Source organism: Streptomyces sp. NPDC048290 (assembly GCF_040652095.1).
Taxonomy (GTDB): Bacteria; Actinomycetota; Actinomycetes; order Streptomycetales; family Streptomycetaceae; genus Streptomyces.
In genome coordinates, this window is sequence record NZ_JBEZLM010000010.1 from 201,596 (window position 1) to 222,085 (window position 20,490).

The following is a 20,490-nucleotide window of genomic DNA, read 5'->3' on the forward strand; positions in this document are numbered from 1 at the left end:
GCGCTGCCGCCACGGGCCGCCTTCCGCTCCGACGCCGCCGCGCTCAGCCTCAACGGGCCCTGGCGCTTCCACCTCTCGCCGTCCCCGGCCGAGGCGCCCGACGGGATCGAGAGCGACTCCTACGACGACTCCGCCTGGCACCCCCTGCCCGTCCCCGGGCACTGGCAGCTCAACGGCCATGGCCGCCCCGCCTACACCAACATCCGCTACCCGTTCCCCGTCACCCCGCCCGCCCCGCCCTCCGACAACCCCACCGGCGACCACCGGCTCACCTTCGACCTGCCCGCCGACTGGCCCGCCGGACCCGCCGTGCTGCGCTTCGACGGCATCGACTCCTGCGGCCGGATCTGGCTCAACGGCACCGAACTCGGCATCACCACCGGCAGCCGGCTGCCGTCCGAGTTCGCCGTCGGCCCGCTGCTGCGCCCGACCGGCAATGTGCTCGCCGTCCGGGTCCACCAGTGGTCCGCCGGAAGCTATCTGGAGGACCAGGACATGTGGTGGCTCTCCGGGATCTTCCGGGACGTCACCCTGCTGGCCCGCCCCGAGGGCGGCGTCCGCGACTACACCCTGCACGCCGACTACGACCACACCACCGGCCATGGCACCCTGCGCCTGGACGCCGACCCCGGCGTCCGGGTCAGCGTCCCCGCCCTCGGCATCGACGCGCTGCCCGCCGGGCAGTCTGCCCACGTGCCCGTACAGCCCTGGAGCGCCGAGAGCCCCCGGCTCTATGACGGCGAGGTCCACACCGGCGCCGAACGCGTCCCGGTGCGTATCGGCTTCCGTACCGTCTCCATCGACGACGGCGTCCTCAAGGTCAACGGGCGGCGGATCGTGTTCCGGGGGGTCAACCGGCACGAGTTCCACCCCGAGCTGGGCCGGGCGCTGCCCCAGGCGTGGGCCGTCGCCGACATCGAGCTGATGAAGCGGCACAACGTCAACGCCGTACGCACCAGCCACTACCCGCCCGACCCCGGCTTCCTCGACCTGTGCGACCGGTACGGGCTGTGGGTGATCGACGAATGCGACCTGGAGACCCACGGCTTCTCCGAACTCGGCTGGCGTGACAACCCCAGCGACGACCCGCGCTGGGCCGCCGCCTACCTCGACCGGATGGCCCGGACCGTCGAACGCGACAAGAACCACCCCTCGGTGATCATGTGGTCGCTGGGCAACGAGGCCCACACGGGGCGCAATCTCGCCGCCACCGCAGCCTGGACCCGCCGCCGCGACCCCGGCCGCCCGCTGCACTACGAGGGCGACGCCGACTGCGCGTACGTGGACGTGCACAGCCGCATGTACGCCTCGCACGAGGACGTCGACCGGATCGGGCGCGGTGAGCTGGGCCCGCCGCGCAGCCGCGAACTGCCCTTCATCCTCTGCGAGTTCGCCCACGCCATGGGGACCGGCCCCGGTGGTCTGGTCGAGTACCGGGAGCTGTTCGAACGGCACGAGCGCTGCCAGGGCGGCTTCGTGTGGGAGTGGCTCGACCACGGCATCGCCCGCCACGACGACCGGGGCCGCCCCTACTTCGCCTACGGCGGCGACTTCGGTGAGCCGCTGCACGACGGCAACTTCGTCATCGACGGCATGCTGCACCCCGACCGCACCCCGTCCCCCGCGCTCATCGAGTTCGCCAAGGTGTTCGAGCCGGTCCGGATCGCCGGCACCCGCGGCGGACTGCGGATCACCAACCTGTACGACTGCGTCCCGCTGGACCACCTCTCCTTCGACTGGACCCTGGAGGCGCAGGGCACCGAGATCGCCGTGGGCGCCCTCGACGTCCCGGACCTGCCACCGGGCGGCAGCGCCGATCTCGCCCTGCCCCCGCTCCCGGCCACCGCCGCCGAGAGCTGGCTCACCGTCCGTGCCCGGCTCGCCGGGGACACCCCCTGGGCGGCGGCCGGACATGTCGTCGCCTGGGGGCAGCTCCCCGTCACCCCCGCCCCGCCCCCGCCCGCCCCCGCCTCCGGCGCCCCGGTCCGGGCCGACGGCACCGCGCTGCGGCTCGGCCCCGGCCGCTTCGACGCCCGCACCGGACACCTCACCGCCCTCGGCCACCTCCCCGTCCAGAGCCCCCGGCTCGACCTGTGGCGGGCGCCCGTCGACAACGACCGGGCCGCCGACGCGCCCGAGGAGCAGACCTGGCGGGCCGCCGGACTCCACCGGCTCCAGCACCACCTCCTCGACATCGACCGGGGCGACGGCGTCCTGGTCGTCCGCACCCGGGTCGCCCCCGCCGGACTCGGCTTCGGGATGCGCGCCGACTACCGCTGGAGCGCCGACGCGCACCGGCTGCGGCTGCGGCTCGACGTCGAACCGGAGGGGGAGTGGCCCTGCACCCTGCCCCGGCTGGGACTGCGCATGGCGCTGCCCGCCGCCCTCGACACCGTCGAGTGGTACGGCCGCGGGCCCGGCGAGGCGTACGCCGACTTCCGGCAGGCCGCCCGCGTCGGCCGCTTCACCTCCGATGTCGACGCCCTCCAGACGCCCAACGTCTATCCCCAGGAGAACGGCAACCGGCTCAACGTCCGCCACCTCCGGCTCACCGGCACCGACGGCACCGGCGCCGGGCTGCGGATCGACGGCGAACCCCACTTCGCCTTCACCGCCCGCCGCTGGACCTCCGAACACCTCGACGCGGCCCGCCACACCACCGACCTGGTCCCCTCCGACCATCTCCACCTCAATCTGGACATCGCCCAGCACGGCCTCGGCACCGCCGCCTGCGGCCCCGGCGTCCTGCCCCACCACCGGCTCCACCCGCACCGGGCGAGCCTCGTCCTCACCTTCACCCCCCTCTCCGAGCCGCTCTCCGAGCCCGTCACTCCCCTCTCGGAGCCGCTCCCCGAGACCCTCACCCCGCTCCCCGAGCCGCTCCCCGGGCCCCACCACGACAGCGAGGCACCCGCGCGATGACCCACATCCCCGACGCCACCACCCCCGAAGCGACCCCCGACACCACCCGTGCGCCCGCCCCCCAGGTCCGGCTCGTCCCCCACACCCACTGGGACCGCGAGTGGTACGAGCCGTTCCAGCGGTTCCGGCTGCGCCTGGTCGACCTGCTGGACGAGGTCCTCGACCGCGCCGAGGCCGACGACCGCTTCCGCTTCACCCTCGACGGCCAGATGGCCGCCGTGGACGACTATCTGGAGGTCCGCGGCGAGCACCGCGAGCGGATCGCCCGGCTGGTCCGCGAGGGCCGCCTCGCCGTCGGCCCCTGGCAGATCCTGCTCGACGAATTCCTCTGCTCCGGCGAGAACATCGTCCGCAACCTGGAACTGGGCCTGCGCCGCGCCGAGGAGCTGGGCGGCTCCATGGCCGTCGGCTACCTCCCCGACATGTTCGGCCACTGCGCCCAGATGCCGCAGATCCTCGCCGCCGCCGGCTTCGACCACGCCTGCCTCTGGCGCGGGGTCCCCGACGGGGTGCCTGGACACGCCTTCCGCTGGCAGGCGCCCGACGGCAGCTCCGTCCGCACCGAGTACCTCGCCGGGGGCTACGGCAACGCGGCCTATGTCTTCTCCGACCCCGGGCACTTCGCCGAGCGGATGGCCGCCCTCGGCCGGCGCCTGGAGCCGTCCTTCGGCACCGATCCCGTCCTCGCCATGTACGGCACCGACCACTCCGCGCCCGTCGGCTCGCTGGTCGACCTGGTCGCCGGACTCGACCCCGCCGACGTCGGCGTACGGATCGTCACGCTGGACGACTACGTCCGCGACCGCGACCCGCACGACGCCGGGCTGCCGGTCGTCGCGGGCGAGCTGCGCAGCCACGCCCACGCCAACATCCTCCCCGGCGTGCTGTCCGCCCGCCCGCACCTCAAGCAGGCCATGGGACGCGCCGAGCGCCTGGTCGAGCGGTACGCCGAGCCGTTCGCCGCGCTCTGGTCGCGCGAGTGGCCCGAGCGCTTCCTCGACCTGGCCTGGTGGCGGCTGGTCGACGCCGCCGGGCACGACTCCGTCACCGGCTGCGGGGTGGACGAGACCGCCGTCCAGGTGCACGCCCGGATCAGCGAGGCCGAGCACCTCGGCCAGGCCGTCCGCGACCGGGTCGCCGCGGGGCTCGCCCGCCAGGTCTCCCGCGAGGCCGTCCTCGTCCTCAACCCCACCCCGGCCCCGCGCGAGGACCAGATCACGATCGACGCCGAGGTCCCCGACGACTGGGACGAGATCGGCGTGGAACTCGCCGACGGCACCCGGCTGCCCGCCCAGACCGAGCACCGCGCCCCGCTCGTCCTGCTGGAGGAACGGCACCCCGGCGACCGGCTGCCCGCCTTCCTCCCGCGCATCCACGGCCGGGAACTCTTCGGCAGCGAGATCACCCACTGGACCTGCGACCCCGCCCGCCGGGTCCTGGAATTCACCGTCGCCCGCCACGGCGGCGACCGCCCCTTCGACGTGGCCGCCGTCCGCGCCGCCGTCACCGGCGCCGACGGCGAGTGGACCGTCCGCATCCTGCGCGCCGCCCACCGCGTCCTGACCTGCGCCGCCCGGGTCCCCGCGCTCGGCTGGACCTCCCTGCGGGTCGTCCCCGGCGCCGTCCCGGCCCCCGCTCCCGTCCGGCACGACGGCCGTACCCTCAGCAACGGCCTGGTCACCGTCACCGTCCTGGACGACGGCACCCTGCGGGTGGTCTCCCGCGACGGCACCGTCCTGGACGGCGTCGGACGCATCGCCGACGGCGGCGACCGCGGCGACACCTACAACTACGCCCCGCCCGCCACCGACACCGTGATCGACACCCCCCGCGCGGTCCGCGTCACCCCGCCCACGGTCGAGGGCCCCCTGCGCACCACCCTCACCGTCGAACGCGTGTACGACTGGCCCGCCGCCGTCGACCGCGACGCCGACCGGCGTACGACACCGACCCGGCCCGGCACCGTGCGCATGGACGTCGAACTGCGCGCGGGGGAGCCCTTCGTCCGGCTCGACCTGACCCTCGACAACGCCTCCCTCGACCACCGGGTGCGGTTCCATGTGCCGCTGGGGAGGCATGCCGACAGCTCCAGCGCGGAGGGGCAGTTCGCGGTCGTGGAACGCGGGCGGACCGCCGAGGGGGGCTTCAGCGAGCGTCCGGTGCCCACCTTCCCGGCCCACGGGTTCGTGGCCGCGGGGGGCGCGGGGCTGCTGCTCACCCAGGCGTCCGAGTACGAGCTGACCGGGGCGGAACTGGCCCTCACGGTGCTGCGGTCCACGGGGTGGCTCAGCCGGAACGTCCACCCCTACCGGGAGGAGCCCGCGGGGCCGCAGATCGCGACCCCGGCGGCGCAGATGCCGGGCGTGACCACCGTGTCCCTCGCGGTGCTGCCGTACGCCGGGGACTGGCGCGGTGCCGGGTTGCCGGGGGCCGCCGAGCGGTTCCGGCATCCGCTGCACGCGGTCCTCGGTGCCGGGGACGTCTCCGCGGCGCCCGCCCGCGCGGAGGGGGTCTCCGTCGAGGGCGCGGTCCTCACCGGGGTGCGGCGGCGGGGGGCGGACGTCGAGGTGCGGGTTGTCGCGCTGCGTCCGGAGGCGGGGCGGGTGGTGCTGCGGGGGCCCTTCGAGGGGGGCCGCCGGGTCGATCTCCTGGGCCGTGATCTCGGAGCGGCGCGCTGTGTGGCGGCGGGCGTACTGGAACTGGAGCTGCGGCCCTGGGAGATCGCGACGGTCCGCCTGACGGGGGTGGCGACGGTACGGGTGTGAGCGGGGGCGCTGGGAGGTGCCGGGGGTGTGAGGTGACGTGCGCGGTTCCTCGCGCCCCTGGCGTACTGGGCTTCCCCGCCCTGAAGGGGGGCCATGTGTTGCTGCCCTGTGCGCGGTTCCCCGCGCCCCTGGGGGGATGGGGTGACCCCGGGCTGGAGGGGTGCCGGGAGTGTGCAGGGGGAGCAGGATCGGGTGGGGGTGGAACAGCGTCAGCGGGTTCAGGTACGTGTCCGCGCGGCGCAGGCCCCAGTGCAGGCAGCGGGACGCGCAGTGGGACGGGACCACGGACTCCAGCGTGCCCAGCGGCGTGCCCGTGGTCACCCGGTCGCCCCGGCGGACCGAGGGGCGGACGGGCTCGTAGGTCAGGCGCAGAGGCGTGCCGGGCAGGGCGACCGTGATCACGCCCCGGCCGCCCACCCGGCCCGCGAAGGCGACCCGGCCCGGCGTCGGGGACCGTACGGTCTGGCCGGAGGCCGCCGCCAGGTCGACACCGCGGTGGCCGGACCCGTACCGCGTCAAGGGTGGTTTCCAGCCACGGAGCACCCGTGGAGGGTCGCCCACCGGCCAGAGAGCGGTCGGAGGCGGCGGCGCGGGCGGGGGCGGTGGCTGTGCGCGGGCCGCCCGGGGCAGCACCGTCACGGCCAGTGCCAGCAGGATGGCGGTGAGCAGCCGCAGGGGTCGTTCCATGCGTCCACCGTGGACCCACCGCCACGATCTTGGCCGGGACCTGTGCACAACTGCGGGGTTGTGGACAACGGCGTCACCCGGTGCCTCGCGGGTCCCGTACACTTCTGGTGGCGACCCGGGCCACCGGGTCGACTTCGCACGCCCCGGCACGGCGACCGGAAACGGTCCCGTTCAGCGCCCCTCGGTCCCTCGTGGCACGGCGCGTCAGTGGGCGTCAGGCGCGGAAGCCGTCCGGCATCCGCGGCACAACCGAGAAATCAAGGAGAACACGGCCATGGCCGTCGTCACGATGCGGGAGCTGCTGGAGAGCGGCGTCCACTTCGGTCACCAGACCCGTCGCTGGAACCCGAAGATGAAGCGCTTCATCTTCACCGAGCGCAACGGCATCTACATCATCGACCTGCTCCAGTCGCTGTCGTACATCGACCGCGCCTACGAGTTCGTCAAGGAGACCGTCGCCCATGGCGGCACGGTCATGTTCGTCGGTACGAAGAAGCAGGCGCAGGAGGCCATCGCGGAGCAGGCCACCCGCGTCGGTATGCCCTTCGTCAACCAGCGCTGGCTGGGCGGCATGCTCACCAACTTCTCGACCGTCTACAAGCGCCTCCAGCGGCTCAAGGAGCTGGAGCAGATCGACTTCGAGGACGTCGCCTCCTCCGGTCTGACCAAGAAGGAGCTTCTCGTGCTCTCGCGCGAGAAGGCCAAGCTGGAGAAGACCCTCGGTGGTATCCGCGAGATGCAGAAGGTGCCCAGCGCCGTCTGGATCGTGGACACCAAGAAGGAGCACATCGCGGTCGGCGAGGCCCGGAAGCTGAACATCCCGGTCGTCGCCATCCTCGACACCAACTGCGACCCCGACGAGGTCGACTACAAGATCCCGGGCAACGACGACGCGATCCGCTCCGTCACCCTGCTCACCCGGGTGATCGCCGACGCCGTCGCCGAGGGCCTCATCTCCCGCTCCGGTGTCGCCACCGGTGACAAGGGCGACAAGGCCGCCGGTGAGCCGCTCGCCGCCTGGGAGCGCGACCTGCTGGAGGGCGAGAAGAAGGCCGAGGAGGCCGCCCCGGCCGCCGCCGAGGCCCCCGTCGCCGAGGCCCCCGCCGCCGAGGCCCCGGCCGAGGAGGCGCCCGCCGAAGCCGCCGCCGAGGAGGCCGCTCCCGCCGAGGAAGCCGCCCCCGTGGAGGAGGCCGCCCCGGCCGCCGCCGAGGCCCCGGCCGCGGACACCGAGCAGTCCTGACCCTTCCGACTGCCAGGTCGCGACGGTGGGGGCGGTGACATGAAGTCCGCCCCCACCGTTCACCCGTAGGTCGGCGGGCGGTCCGTACGCCAGCCCTACAAGTGGAGCCGCACAGGTGTCCACCGAGGGTGCGCCGCGGACCGGCCATCCCGCCGACCTTCGATCTTCCAGACGTTCGAGAAGATCTCCCAGACTTCGAGAAAGACTCACAGACTCATGGCGAACTACACCGCCGCCGACGTCAAGAAGCTCCGTGAGCTGACCGGCGCCGGCATGATGGACTGCAAGAAGGCCCTCGACGAGGCCGACGGCGATGTCGACAAGGCCGTAGAGGCGCTGCGCATCAAGGGCCAGAAGGGCGTCGCCAAGCGCGAGGGCCGCTCCGCCGAGAACGGCGCCGTGGTCTCGATCATCGCCGACGACAACTCCTCCGGCGTCCTGGTCGAGCTGAAGTGCGAGACGGACTTCGTCGCCAAGGGCGAGAAGTTCCAGGCCGTCGCCCAGACGATCGCCGAGCACGTCGCCAAGACCTCCCCGGCCGACCTGGCCGCGCTGCTCGGCTCCGAGATCGAGGCCGGCAAGACCGTCCAGGCGTATGTCGACGAGGCCAACGCCAACCTCGGCGAGAAGATCGTCCTGGACCGCTTCGCGCAGTTCTCCGACGGCTTCGTCGCCGCGTACATGCACCGCACCATGCCCGACCTGCCCCCGCAGATCGGTGTCCTGGTCGAGCTGGACAAGCCGAACGCCGAGGTCGCCAAGGGCGTCGCGCAGCACATCGCCGCCTTCGCGCCGAAGTACCTCGCCAAGGACGACGTCCCGGCCGACGTGGTGGAGAACGAGCGCCGCATCGCTGAGGAGACCACCCGCGCCGAGGGCAAGCCCGAGGCCGCGATCGCCAAGATCGTCGAAGGCCGGGTCAACGGCTTCTTCAAGGACGCCACCCTGCTGGGCCAGGCGTACGCGCTCGACCCCAAGAAGTCGGTCCAGAAGGTCCTGGACGAGGCCGGTGTCACCCTGAAGCGCTTCTCGCGCATCAAGGTCGGCATCTGAGTCCGTCCGCGTCCGTAACCGCGATCGACGCGCGATCCCCGGCGGAATCCCGCTAGGGTCGACCGCAGTCGTCCGCGCCGCACGCGCACTGCGTCCCGCACGCGCGCGTGGCGGACGACGGCAGATCTGACGAGGAGGCCATTGCCGCGCATGGGAGCCACAACCCCCCACCGGCAATGGCCTTCTTGGTATGTGCACCACGTGAAAGAGGCGGGATAGACGATGACCACCAAGGCCCAGAAGAGCGACGACGGCAAAGTACGCGGCCGATTTCTGCTGAAGCTGTCCGGAGAGGCATTCGCCGGCGGCGGGGGCCTGGGCGTCGACCCGGACGTGGTGCACGCCATCGCCCGTGAGATCGCCGCCGTCGTCCGCGACGGCGCCCAGATCGCCGTCGTCATCGGCGGCGGGAACTTCTTCCGCGGCGCCGAACTCCAGCAGCGCGGCATGGACCGCGCCCGGTCCGACTACATGGGCATGCTCGGCACCGTGATGAACTGCCTCGCCCTCCAGGACTTCCTGGAGAAGGAGGGCATCCAGTCCCGGGTGCAGACCGCCATCACCATGGGGCAGGTCGCCGAGCCCTACATCCCGCTGCGAGCCGTGCGCCATCTGGAGAAGGGCCGGGTCGTGATCTTCGGCGCCGGTATGGGCATGCCGTACTTCTCCACCGACACCACCGCCGCCCAGCGCGCCCTGGAGATCGACGCCGAGGCGCTGCTCATGGGCAAGAACGGGGTGGACGGGGTCTACGACTCCGATCCGAAGACCAACCCGGACGCGGTGAAGTTCGACGCGCTCGGCTACGGCGAGGTCATCACCCGCGACCTCAAGGTCGCCGACGCCACCGCCGTCACCCTGTGCCGCGACAACAAGCTGCCGATCCTGGTCTTCGAACTGCTGACGGAGGGCAATATCGCGCGCGCCGTCAAGGGTGAGAAGATCGGCACGCTGGTGGGCGACGAGGACAGCCGGGCCTGACCGGGGGACGCCCCCGACCGCGTACGGCCCCCGACCGGAGGATGGACAATGACCGGACGGTCGGGAACCGTGCAGGAACAAGACGCGACGCAGCCGGCCGCCCACTCGCGGACGCGGCCGGGCCGACTCACAACACGCAGGAGCAAGTGGTGATCGAAGAGACCCTCCTCGAAGCCGAGGAGAAGATGGAGAAGGCCGTCGTGGTCGCCAAGGAGGACTTCGCCGCGATCCGCACCGGCCGAGCGCACCCCGCGATGTTCAACAAGATCGTCGCGGACTACTACGGGGCGCCGACCCCGATCAACCAGCTGGCCTCCTTCTCCGTCCCGGAGCCGCGGATGGCCGTCGTCACCCCGTTCGACAAGACCGCCCTGCGCAATATCGAGCAGGCGATCCGCGACTCGGACCTGGGCGTCAACCCCAGCAACGACGGCAACATCATCCGGGTGGTGTTCCCCGAGCTGACCGAGGAGCGCCGCCGCGACTACATCAAGGTCGCCAAGGCCAAGGCCGAGGACGCCAAGGTCTCCATCCGCGCGGTGCGTCGCAAGGCCAAGGACGCCATCGACAAGCTGATCAAGGACGGCGAGGTCGGCGAGGACGAGGGCCGCCGCGCGGAGAAGGAACTCGACGACACCACCGCCAAGTACGTCGCCCAGGTGGACGAGCTTCTCAAGCACAAGGAAGCGGAGCTGCTCGAAGTCTGATGAACGACTCTTCCTGGGGTGCGCCGACCGGGACCGGACACACCGGGTACTGGGGGCCCACCGAGCACGGATCTGTCCAGGGGGCTGCCCCGGCGGGTCCCGCGTACGATGCGCAGCAGGCGCAGCACACTCGCCCCATGCCCATCGTGCCCGACCTGCCCGCGTACGGCGGTGACCAGGATGAGGACCGGGGGACCGCTCGTCTGGGCGGCCCCCTGTTCCGTGACCAGACGTTCCGCGACGAGACCCCGTCGGCGCAGCCCCGTGCGGCGGTGCCGCAGAATCCGGAGCCCATGCCCGACGCCCCGCAGCCGGCGCCCGCACCGCAGAAGAAGAGCGCGGGCCGGGACCTGGGTGCGGCCATAGGGGTCGGGATCGGGCTCGGCGCGGTCATCCTCGCCTCGCTGTTCTTCGTCAAGGCCGTGTTCATCGGGGTGATAGCGGTCGCCGTGGTGGTCGGGCTGTGGGAGCTGACCCGGCGCCTGGACGAGCGCAAGGGCATCAAGGCGCCCCTGGTGCCGCTCGCGGTCGGCGGCGCCGCGATGGTCGTCGCCGGGTATGTCCGGGGCGCCGAGGGCGCCTGGGTGGCCATGGCGCTGACCGCGCTGGCGGTACTGGTCTGGCGGATGACCGAACCGCCGGAGGGCTATCTCAAGGACGTCACCGCGGGCGTCTTCGCCGCGTTCTACGTGCCGTTCCTGGCCACCTTCGTGGCGATGATGCTGACCGCCGACGACGGCCCGCAGCGCGTCCTGACGTTCCTGCTGCTCACCGTCGTCAGCGACACCGGGGCGTACGCGATCGGCTGGCGGTTCGGCAAGCACAAGCTCGCCCCGCGCATCAGCCCCGGCAAGACCCGCGAGGGCCTGCTCGGGGCGGTCGCCTTCGCGATGGTGGCGGGCGCGCTGTGCATGGAGCTGCTGATCCATGACGGCACCTGGTGGCAGGGTCTGCTGCTGGGGCTCGCGGTGGCGGGCAGCGCCACACTGGGCGACCTCGGCGAGTCCATGATCAAGCGGGACCTCGGGATCAAGGACATGGGCACGCTGCTGCCGGGGCACGGCGGGATCATGGACCGGCTGGACTCCCTGCTGCCGACGGCTCCCGTGGTGTGGCTGCTGATGGTGGTCTTCGTCGGCTCCGGCTGACCGCGCGGTCCGTGCCGGGCCGCTGAGTGAACGTTTGCTCCACCCCTGCCGGTCCTCCCTATGATCGCCGCGACACGACGCGGCGGCGTCGGGGGAACCGGGAGGGGTGGAGCCGTATGTGGGCCAGACGGCGGGCCGCACGGCAGGAGCGGCTGGACCGGGTGGCGGCCGAGGCCATCGCCGAGTTCGAGGCCCGGGTCAGCTCCATGCTGGCCACTGCGGACGAGTCCCATCAGGCGCTGCTGGAGCTGCGGGAACTGCTCGCCAGGGAACTGGCCGACATCAACGGACTGCTCGCGCCCGGCGGGGGGATGCCGGTCGAGATGGTGCGCGCCCAACTGGAGCCCGGGGACGACGCCCTCGCCCAGATGGACCGGATATCCGCCGAGTTCACCGCCGTCCGGGTCCAGGTGATCGGCAAGGGGGCCGCCGACCGCGAGACGCTCGTGCCCCTGCTGGAGGACCTGGGCGGCTTCGTGGAGGGCATGGGCGAGCTGGCGGACAACGTGTTCGGTGCCGCCGAGGCCACGACCGAGCTGCGGGTGAACCTCCAGGACGCCCGCAAGGACCTCGCCCCGCTGCGGGCCCGCCTCCAGCCCGCCCTGCGCGCCGCCGAGGACGAACTGGCCGCGACCCGCGGCGCCCCCGGCTGGCATGTCCGGCAGGTCGCCCTCGCCACCCTCGGCGACCGGCTGGCGGCACTGGAGGAGGGCCGGGTGTGGCCCACCCCCGAGAAGACCACCGTCGACCTCTACCAGGAACTCGAACACGAGCTGGCCACCCTGCGCGACGAGATCGCCCAGACACCGTCCTGACCTGCACGGATGCCGCCCGGTCGGAGTTATCCACAGGCCGCCGGGGGCGGTCTCGGAGTCTGCGACACTGGTAGGGCCATGCCTAAGCCCGGAGAACTCACCTTTGTCGCGCCGCGCGGAGCCAAGAAGCCGCCGCGGCATCTCGCCGATCTCTCGCCCGCGGAGCGCAAGGAGGCGGTCGCGGAGATCGGGGAGAAGCCCTTCCGCGCCAAACAGCTCTCGCAGCACTACTTCGCGCGGTACGCGCACGAGCCCGAGCAGTGGACGGACATCCCGGCCGGGTCCCGTGACCGGCTGCGGGAGGCGCTGCTGCCGGAGCTGATGACCGTCGTCCGGCATCTGTCGACGGATGAGGGGACCACCCGCAAGACGCTGTGGCGGCTGTTCGACGGGACGCTCGTCGAGTCGGTGCTCATGCGGTACCCGGACCGGGTCACCATGTGCATCAGCTCGCAGGCCGGATGCGGGATGAACTGCCCGTTCTGCGCCACCGGACAGGCCGGGCTCGACCGGAACTTGTCGACCGCAGAGATCGTGCACCAGATCGTGGACGGGATGCGGGCGCTGCGCGACGGGGACGTGCCGGGCGGGCCCGCGCGGCTGTCCAACATCGTGTTCATGGGCATGGGCGAGCCGCTCGCCAACTACAAGCGGGTCGTCGGCGCCATCCGCGCGCTGACCGACCCGGCACCCGACGGAGTGGGGCTCTCCCAGCGCGGGATCACGGTGTCGACGGTGGGGCTGGTGCCCGCCATCCACCGGTTCGCCGACGAGGGCTTCAAGTGCCGTCTCGCCATCTCGCTGCACGCCCCCGACGACGAGCTGCGCGACACGCTGGTGCCGGTCAACACCCGGTGGAAGGTGCGTGAGGTGCTGGACGCCGGGTTCGGGTACGCGGAGCGGTCCGGGCGGCGGCTGTCCATCGAGTACGCGCTGATCCGGGACATCAACGACCAGGCGTGGCGCGGCGACCGGCTCGGGCGGCTGCTCAAGGGGCGGCCGGTGCATGTGAACCTGATCCCGCTGAACCCGACGCCCGGGTCGAAGTGGACCGCGTCCCGGCCCGAGGACGAGAAGGCGTTCGTGGAGGCCATCGCCGCGCACGGGGTGCCGGTGACGGTCCGGGACACCCGGGGCCAGGAGATCGACGGGGCGTGCGGCCAGCTCGCGGCGACCGAGCGGTAGAGCGGACGGCGGGCCGGACAGCAGGCGGTAGTCTGACGCCGTACGTTCGTATATTCGTGCGTTCGCCGTATCCGTGTACGCCTACACGGTCGGCATAACTTCATACTCATCTTCATATCCGGCAGGGGAGCGCCACAGCGCTGAGAGTGCGGCAGCCGACGACACGGTGGGCCGCAGACCCTCTGAACCTCGCCCAGGTCATTCTGGGTAGGGAGATCGGTCGTCACTCATGCTGTTGCGCCCTGCCCGGGAACCGTTCGGCGGTCCCGGGCAGGGCCGCGTCTCTTCCTGGTCACCCAGGAGGACATTCAGTGGGCACCACCACAGTGCGCAGTATCCAGAAGATCGCCGTCGTGGGCGTCGGGCTCGGGCTCGTCACGCTGTCCGCGTGCGGCTCGTCCGGCTCCGGGGCGGGGAGCGGCTCGGGGGACTCCAAGACGGTCACCCTGGTCAGCCATGACTCGTGGGCCGTCTCCAAGGACGTCCTCGCCGACTTCCAGAAGCAGTCCGGGTACACCGTCAAGGTGCTGGAGGACGGGGACGCCGGGACGGCCGTCAACAAGGCGATCCTCACCAAGGACAACCCGCAGGGCGATGTCTTCTTCGGCGTCGACAACACCCTGCTCTCCCGCGCCCTGGACAACGGGCTGTTCCAGCCGTACGAGCCCCGGGGCGCCGACACCATCGCGCCCGCCTACCGGGCCGACGGCGCCGGGAACCGGGTCACGCCCATCGACACCGGCGACATCTGCGTCAACTACGACAAGGCGTACTTCGCCGAGCGCGATCTCGCGCCGCCCCGCACCTTCGACGATCTGATCAAGCCGCAGTACAAGGATCTGCTGGTCGCCGAGAACGCCTCCACGTCGTCCCCCGGTCTCGGTTTCCTGCTCGGCACCGCCGCGCGGTACGGCGACGACGGCTGGACCGGCTACTGGGAGAAGCTCAAGGCCAATGGTGTCAAGGTGGTCGACAGCTGGGAGACCGCCTACAACGAGGAGTTCTCCGGGTCGGCCGGCGGCAAGGAGGCCGGGGGCGACCGGCCGCTGGTGGTGTCGTACGCGTCCTCGCCGCCCGTCGAGGTCGTCTACGCCGATCCGCAGCCGAAGGACGCGCCCACCGGGGTCGCCGACGGCACCTGCTTCCGGCAGATCGAGTACGCCGGGCTGCTCAGCGACGCGAAGAACGCCGAGGGCGGCAAGGCGCTGCTGGACTTCATGATCGGCACCGAGTTCCAGCAGGACATGCCGCTGAACATGTTCGTGTACCCGGTGGTCGAGGGCGCCGAGGTGCCCGAGGTGTTCCGCCAGTACGGGCCGCGGGCCGAGCAGCCCGAGACCATGGACGCGGCGAAGATCGCCGAGCACCGGGACGACTGGGTCAAGGCATGGACCTCGCTCGTACTGAAGTAGCCCGTCCCGCGCGGCGGGTCCGGGGGAGCGCGGTGCGGCTGGGGCTGCTGGTCCTGCCCGCCGCGTTCTTCGGCGTGTTCTTCGCCTATCCCGTCGCCGCGATCCTGACCCGTGGGCTGAAGGGGGACGGCGGCTGGCAGGTGGGGCGGCTGGGGGAGGTGCTCGCGGACCCCGGTATCCGGCAGGTGCTGTGGTTCACCACCTGGCAGGCGCTCGCCTCCACCGCGCTGACCCTGCTGATCGCGCTGCCCGGCGCCTATGTCTTCGCCCGTCTCGACTTCCCCGGCAAGCAACTGCTGCGGGCCGTGGTGACGGTCCCGTTCGTGCTGCCGACGGTCGTGGTCGGTACGGCGTTCCTCGCGCTGCTCGGCCGGGGCGGGCTGCTGGACGCCTGGTGGGGCGTACGGCTGGACACCACCGTGTGGGCGATCCTGCTCGCGCATGTCTTCTTCAACTACGCGGTCGTCGTACGGACCGTGGGCGGGCTGTGGGCGCAGCTCGACCCACGGCAGGAGGAGGCGGCGCGGATGCTCGGCGCGTCGCCGTTCGCGGCCTGGCGGAGGGTGACCCTGCCCGCGCTCGGTCCGGCGGTGGCCGCCGCCGCGCTGATGGTCTTCCTGTTCACCTTCACCTCCTTCGGTGTGGTGCAGATCCTCGGCGGGCCGACCTTCGCCACCCTTGAGGTGGAGATCTACCGGCAGACCTCGCAGATCTTCGATCTGCCGGCCGCCGCCGTGCTGACGATCGTGCAGTTCCTCGCCGTGGGCGCGATCCTCGCCGTGCACGCCTGGACGGTCCGGCGGCGGGAGAGCGCGCTCCGGCTGGTCGACCCGGCCGGGACCGCCCGGCGTCCGCGCGGGGCGGGGCAGTGGGCGCTGCTCGCCGGGGTGCTGGCCACCGTCGCCGTACTGATCCTGCTGCCGCTCGGGGTACTCGTACGGCGCTCGCTCGGGGGCGCCGGGTTCTCCTACTACCGGGCGCTGGCCTCGGAGGAGTCCGGGGTGTTCCTGGTCCCGCCGATCCATGCGATCGGCAACTCGCTGGCCTACGCCGTCGTCGCCACCGCCATCGCGCTGCTGGTCGGCGGGCTCGCCGCGGCGGCGCTGGCGCGGCGGGACGCCGGGCGGTTCGTACGCGGGTTCGACGCGCTGCTGATGCTGCCGCTCGGGGTGTCCGCGGTGACCGTCGGCTTCGGGTTCCTGATCGCGCTGGACGAACCGCCGCTCGATCTGCGCGCCACCTGGATTCTGGTGCCGCTCGCCCAGGCCCTGGTCGGGGTCCCCTTCGTGGTGCGGACGATGCTGCCGGTGCTGCGGGCGGTGGACGGACGGCTGCGGGAGGCGGCGGCCGTGCTCGGGGCGTCGCCCTGGCGGGTGTGGCGGGAGGTGGATCTGCCGCTGGTGCGGCGGGCGCTGCTGGTCGCCGCCGGGTTCGCGTTCGCGGTGTCGCTCGGGGAGTTCGGGGCGACCGTGTTCATCGCCCGGCCCGATCATCCGACGCTGCCGGTCGCCGTCGCCAAGCTGGTGGCGCGGCCCGGGGAGCTGAACTACGGGCAGGCGATGGCCCTTTCGACGATTCTGATGGTGGTGTGCGCGGTGGCGCTGGTGGTGCTGGAGCGGCTGCGGACCGACCGGAGTGGGGAGTTCCTGTGACGCCGACGCCGAGGCTGCCGCTGCCGTTGCTCGGGGTCGAGGGTGTGACGGTACGGCTCGGGGGGCGGGCCGTGCTGGACGGGGTGGATCTGGCGGTGGCCGAGCATGAGGTGGTGTGTGTGCTCGGGCCCAGCGGCAGCGGGAAGTCGACGCTGCTGCGGGTGGTCGCCGGGCTTCAGGCGCCGGACGCCGGGCGGGTGCTGCTGTCGGGGCGCGATCAGGTGGGGGTGCCCGCGCATCGGCGGGAGATCGGGCTGATGTTCCAGGACCATCAGCTGTTCCCGCAGCGGGACGTGGGCGGCAATGTGGCCTTCGGGCCGCGGATGCGGGGCGCCTCGCGCGATGAGCAGCGGGAGCGGGTGGCGCGGCTGCTGGAGCTGGTCGGGCTGCCCGGGGCCGCCGGGCGGGCGGTGGCCGAGCTGTCCGGGGGCGAGCAGCAGCGGGTCGCGCTGGCGCGGGCGCTCGCGCCCGGACCCCGGCTGCTGATGCTCGACGAGCCGCTCGGGCAGCTCGACCGGTCGCTGCGGGAGCGGCTGGTGGGGGAGTTGCGGGAGCTGTTCGGGCGGCTCGGGACGACGGTGCTGGCCGTCACCCATGACCAGGGGGAGGCGTTCGCGCTGGCCGACCGGGTGGTGGTGATGCGGGACGGGCGGATCGCGCAGTCCGGGACGCCGCTGGAGGTGTGGCAGCGGCCCGCGGATGCCTTTGTGGCGCGGTTTCTCGGGTTCGAGAACGTGGTGCCGGGGACGGTGAGCGGGGAGGTCGCCGACACGGTGTGGGGGAAGCTGCCGGTGGGGGCGGGGGCGGCTCAGGGGGAGGTGGAGGTGTTGGTGCGGGCCGGGGGTGTGCGGGTGTTTCGGGGGGCCGGTGCGGGTGCGGGCTCGGGTGGTGCCGTTGGGTTGCGGTGTGCTGTTGTCGCGCGGACCTTCAAGGGCACCCATGTCGCTGTGCGGCTGCGGCCCGACGGGGGTGGCGCGCCGGTGCTGGAGGCCGCGTGCGGGCTGCGGGACGCTCCTGACCTGGGGGAAGTGGTGGGGGTGGAGTTCGACGCCGGGGAAATCGTGGTGCTGGGGTGATGCCTTCGAACCTAGGGTTCGGGCATGACTCTTCTTGCGTTCGACCGGTACTGCGACGAGATCGCCCTCCAGGTGGGGCAGTTCCGGGAGCTGGTGACCGCGCCCGGGGTGGATCTCGGGGCCACCGTGCCGACCTGTCCCGACTGGACCGTGGAGGACCTCGTCCGGCACATGGGGGAGGCGCTGCGATGGGTCGAGGTGACCGTGCGGACCCGGGCCGGGGCGGAGGTGGCCTCGGAGGACGTTCCGGAGGGGAGCGGGCCTGAGGGGCGGGGGGACGCGGTCGCCCTCGGGGAGTGGTTCGCCGCGGGTGGGGAGATGCTCGTCCGGACCTTGCGGGAGGCGGGGCCGGACGCGGGGGTGTGGGGGTGGGCGGGGGTGCATACCGCGGCGTTCTGGGCGCGGCGGATGACGCATGAGATCACGGTGCATCGGGCTGATCTGGCGTTGGCGGTGGGGGAGCCGTACGGGGTTGCCGGGGAGGTGGCGGTCGACGCGATCGACGAGTGGCTGGAGATCGTGACGTTCGTGCAGCGGAACGATCCTCATGACGCGGCTCGGGAGTTGCGGGGGGAGTCGGGGGGTGCGGGGGCTTCTTCCGTGCGGTCGATTCATCTGCATGCCACGGATGCGGAGGGGTTGGACGCGGAGTGGGTGATCGAACTGGGGGCGGAGGGGGTTGTCTGGCGGCGGGGGCATGAGAAGGCGTCGGTGGCTTTGCGGGGGTCGCTTACGGGGGTGATGTTGGCGTTCTATCGGCGGGTGCCGTTGGTGGGGGGCGGGGTTGAGGTGGTGGGGGATCGGGGGGTGCTGGAGTTCTGGTTGGAGCGGGCTTCGTTTGGGTGAGCGGGGTTGGTGGGCGCCGGGGTGGGGGTCGGGGCGTTGCGCTGGGCGGTGTTGCCAGGGCTCGGGGGGTGGGGGTGCGGGTCGGGGCGTGTTGCTTGCCCGCGCTGGCGGGGTGCCGCTGCGCCCACCCGTGCCGCCCTGGGGGTCCCCCCTCTGGGGGAGGCACGATTGCCCGCAGCTATGGGGGGCCGGTGTGCCCGTTCTTGTGTAGGTGTTGTTGGTTGATTGGGGAATGGTGTGTGGTGTGTTGCTGGTGGGGTTGGGGAGTTTCTTGGGCGGGTTGGGGGGTTTTTGCGGGGGCGGCCTGGGGTGCATACCACCGTGCTGACCGTGACGGAGAAGTTGCGGGTCGAGGGGGATCAAGGGGCCGAGCTGGGGTGGTTGGAGGTCGGTGGGGACGTACGTGGGGTGTACTACCGGCTCTCGCCTGACCGGGGGGTCACCCTGACGCCGCTCGGTGGGGAGGATGTCGAGAGTCTCGTCGGGCATCTCGCCGGGCGCGGGCCCGCGCTGCCCTCCGTCGTGGCAGAGCGGCGTACCGGCGAGGCGTTCGTGGCGGCGTGGCGGCGGCGGACCGGGGACTCGGCGTCGCTCCGGGTCGAGCTGGGGCTCTACCGGCTCGGCACACTCACGCCCCCCGACCCCTTCCCGGAGGGACACGCGCGGCCCGCCGGGGACGCCGACCACGAGCACGTCATGCAGTGGTGCCGGGAGCTGGCCGCGTACTTCGGTGAGGACGTCACCATCAACGCCGAGACCTGGGCCCGTACCCGCTTCGGCGAGAAGCGGTATCTGTACTGGGAGAACCCGGACGGCGTGCCGGTCGCCATGGCCGGGGCCAATCCGCTGGTCGGGGGGCAGGTCCGGATCGATCCCGTGTATACGCCGGAGGAGTTGAGAGGGCGGGGGTACGGGGCCGCCGTGACCGTGGCCGTCAGCCGGGCCGCGCTCGACGCCGGCGCCCAAGAGGTCGTGCTGTACACGAATCTGGCCAATCCGACCAGCAACGCGCTCTATCAGCGGCTCGGTTATGAGTCGATCGCCGAGTTCGTCGTGTACGACCTCGCCCGGGGATGAGAACAGGCGCGGCCGTTCCCCAGTGGCTCTGGGGAACGGGCCGCGCCTGTCCGGGCCCTGATGGTGGATCAGCTGCCGCTGTTCGCGCCCCGGCGGCGGAAGCCGAAGAAGACCGCGCCACCGCCGACGACGACCAGCGCCCCGGCGATACCGGCGATCATCCCGGTGTTGGAGTCCGCGCCCGTCTCGGCGAGGTTGGACTCACCGGCCGCGGGCGACGGCGCGTTGCTCACCGACTCGGCGGGCGCGGGCGCGCTGTTGCTCTCCTCGGGCGAGGAGGGCGACGGCTCCGGGGACTCCGACTCGGCCGGCGGAGTGGACTCGGGCGGCGTCGGCTCGGACGAGGTCGGCGGCGGCGTCGACGGCTCCGTCTTGCACGCGGTGGACGGCGTGACCAGGTTCGGCTTGATGTCCTCGTCGACCTGGTTGCCGGCCTTGACGTGGATGCGGTACTCCGCGTTCGGCTTCCAGTCCTCCTCGAAGGTGATGGTCACGCCCTCGCGGGAGCCCTTCACCTCCTGGCTGCCGACCAGCTTCTCGTCGGCGCCGTTGTTCTCCAGATACACGGTGACCGTGGCGGGCACGCCCGTCGGGTCCTTGTCGGTGACCGTGATGACACCCTTGGTGCCGTCGCAGATCGCGGCGGCGGAGAACTCACTGATGTCACACGCGAGCGCGTTGCCCGCGGCGCTGAGCGCGAGCGCTGCCGCGCCGGCGGCGACACCGAGGGCACGCACGGAACGGCGTACGGTGGGGCGGGATATGGACACGTTTGTCCTTACGGGATCTGTAAATGCGGGGGGTTGAGGGAGCCGTCGTGAAGACCGCACCCCATCAGGCTCATAGCTTTATAAGCGCCCCGTAAGAAGCGTCAATCCCCGTGTCCGTTTGATCCGGCCACTTTTCGATGTCTTTGCAGACAGC

At 72.1% G+C, this 20,490-nt stretch carries 15 protein-coding genes, 1 pseudogene and 1 riboswitch; of the genes and pseudogenes, 14 read left to right on the forward strand and 2 right to left on the reverse strand.

All coding sequences use genetic code 11. The features are described 5' to 3' along the window. Positions 1–3: 3 nt before the first annotated feature. Both AB0D49_RS19520 and AB0D49_RS19525 read left to right on the forward strand, forming a co-directional pair. On the forward strand, positions 4–2,922 hold the full coding sequence (locus AB0D49_RS19520; protein ID WP_362758906.1) for a glycoside hydrolase family 2 TIM barrel-domain containing protein: 2,919 nt from the start codon (positions 4–6) through the stop codon (positions 2,920–2,922). Further along, complete coding sequence (locus tag AB0D49_RS19525; protein ID WP_362758702.1) at positions 2,919–5,687, forward strand: alpha-mannosidase; 2,769 nt, start codon at positions 2,919–2,921, stop codon at positions 5,685–5,687. The genes AB0D49_RS19520 and AB0D49_RS19525 overlap by 4 nt, the downstream gene beginning before the upstream one ends. A 273-nt stretch (positions 5,688–5,960) precedes the next feature. Here the strand turns inward: AB0D49_RS19525 and AB0D49_RS19530 are convergent. Then, a pseudogene (locus tag AB0D49_RS19530) lies at positions 5,961–6,374 on the reverse strand (M23 family metallopeptidase); the annotation flags it as partial. A gap of 274 nt (positions 6,375–6,648) precedes the next feature. Here AB0D49_RS19530 and rpsB point away from each other — a divergent pair. From rpsB to AB0D49_RS19590, 12 genes are all read left to right on the forward strand, one after another. Further along, complete coding sequence (gene rpsB / locus AB0D49_RS19535; protein ID WP_362758704.1) at positions 6,649–7,614, forward strand: 30S ribosomal protein S2; 966 nt, start codon at positions 6,649–6,651, stop codon at positions 7,612–7,614. A gap of 216 nt (positions 7,615–7,830) precedes the next feature. Then, a complete protein-coding gene (tsf, locus tag AB0D49_RS19540; protein WP_362758706.1) occupies positions 7,831–8,667 on the forward strand; it encodes a translation elongation factor Ts in 837 nt (278 codons plus the stop codon). Between the two features lie 222 nt (positions 8,668–8,889). After that, complete coding sequence (pyrH, locus tag AB0D49_RS19545; protein WP_362758708.1) at positions 8,890–9,648, forward strand: UMP kinase; 759 nt, start codon at positions 8,890–8,892, stop codon at positions 9,646–9,648. A gap of 149 nt (positions 9,649–9,797) precedes the next feature. Further along, positions 9,798–10,355: a ribosome recycling factor gene (gene frr, locus AB0D49_RS19550; protein ID WP_362758710.1), complete on the forward strand. Its 558-nt coding sequence runs from the start codon at positions 9,798–9,800 to the stop codon at positions 10,353–10,355. After that, entirely contained in the window at positions 10,355–11,503 is a 1,149-nt protein-coding gene (locus AB0D49_RS19555; RefSeq protein WP_362758712.1) for a phosphatidate cytidylyltransferase, read from the forward strand. Before frr ends, AB0D49_RS19555 begins: the two co-directional genes overlap by 1 nt. Positions 11,504–11,619: 116 nt before the next feature. Continuing rightward, positions 11,620–12,318 (forward strand): hypothetical protein, encoded by a 699-nt coding sequence (locus AB0D49_RS19560; RefSeq protein WP_362758714.1) that lies wholly within the window; start codon positions 11,620–11,622, stop codon positions 12,316–12,318. 78 nt (positions 12,319–12,396) lie between these two features. After that, positions 12,397–13,503: a 23S rRNA (adenine(2503)-C(2))-methyltransferase RlmN gene (gene rlmN / locus AB0D49_RS19565; protein ID WP_362758716.1), complete on the forward strand. Its 1,107-nt coding sequence runs from the start codon at positions 12,397–12,399 to the stop codon at positions 13,501–13,503. A 113-nt stretch (positions 13,504–13,616) separates the two neighbouring features. Continuing rightward, a riboswitch (TPP riboswitch) is annotated at positions 13,617–13,735 on the forward strand. Between the two features lie 94 nt (positions 13,736–13,829). Beyond that, complete coding sequence (locus tag AB0D49_RS19570; protein ID WP_362758908.1) at positions 13,830–14,915, forward strand: thiamine ABC transporter substrate-binding protein; 1,086 nt, start codon at positions 13,830–13,832, stop codon at positions 14,913–14,915. After that, the gene (locus AB0D49_RS19575; RefSeq protein WP_362758718.1) at positions 14,891–16,567 is read left to right on the forward strand and encodes an iron ABC transporter permease; all 1,677 of its coding nucleotides are present in this window, start codon (positions 14,891–14,893) and stop codon (positions 16,565–16,567) included. The genes AB0D49_RS19570 and AB0D49_RS19575 overlap by 25 nt, the downstream gene beginning before the upstream one ends. A 14-nt stretch (positions 16,568–16,581) precedes the next feature. Continuing rightward, complete coding sequence (locus AB0D49_RS19580) at positions 16,582–17,643, forward strand: ABC transporter ATP-binding protein (protein WP_362758910.1); 1,062 nt, start codon at positions 16,582–16,584, stop codon at positions 17,641–17,643. A gap of 24 nt (positions 17,644–17,667) precedes the next feature. Then, complete coding sequence (locus AB0D49_RS19585; RefSeq protein ID WP_362758720.1) at positions 17,668–18,489, forward strand: maleylpyruvate isomerase family mycothiol-dependent enzyme; 822 nt, start codon at positions 17,668–17,670, stop codon at positions 18,487–18,489. Between the two features lie 330 nt (positions 18,490–18,819). After that, on the forward strand, positions 18,820–19,566 hold the full coding sequence (locus AB0D49_RS19590; protein ID WP_362758722.1) for a GNAT family N-acetyltransferase: 747 nt from the start codon (positions 18,820–18,822) through the stop codon (positions 19,564–19,566). A 68-nt stretch (positions 19,567–19,634) separates the two neighbouring features. Here the strand turns inward: AB0D49_RS19590 and AB0D49_RS19595 are convergent, their stop codons facing one another. Continuing rightward, positions 19,635–20,336: an LAETG motif-containing sortase-dependent surface protein gene (locus AB0D49_RS19595; RefSeq protein WP_362758724.1), complete on the reverse strand. Its 702-nt coding sequence runs from the start codon at positions 20,334–20,336 to the stop codon at positions 19,635–19,637. Between the last annotated feature and the right edge of the window lie 154 nt (positions 20,337–20,490).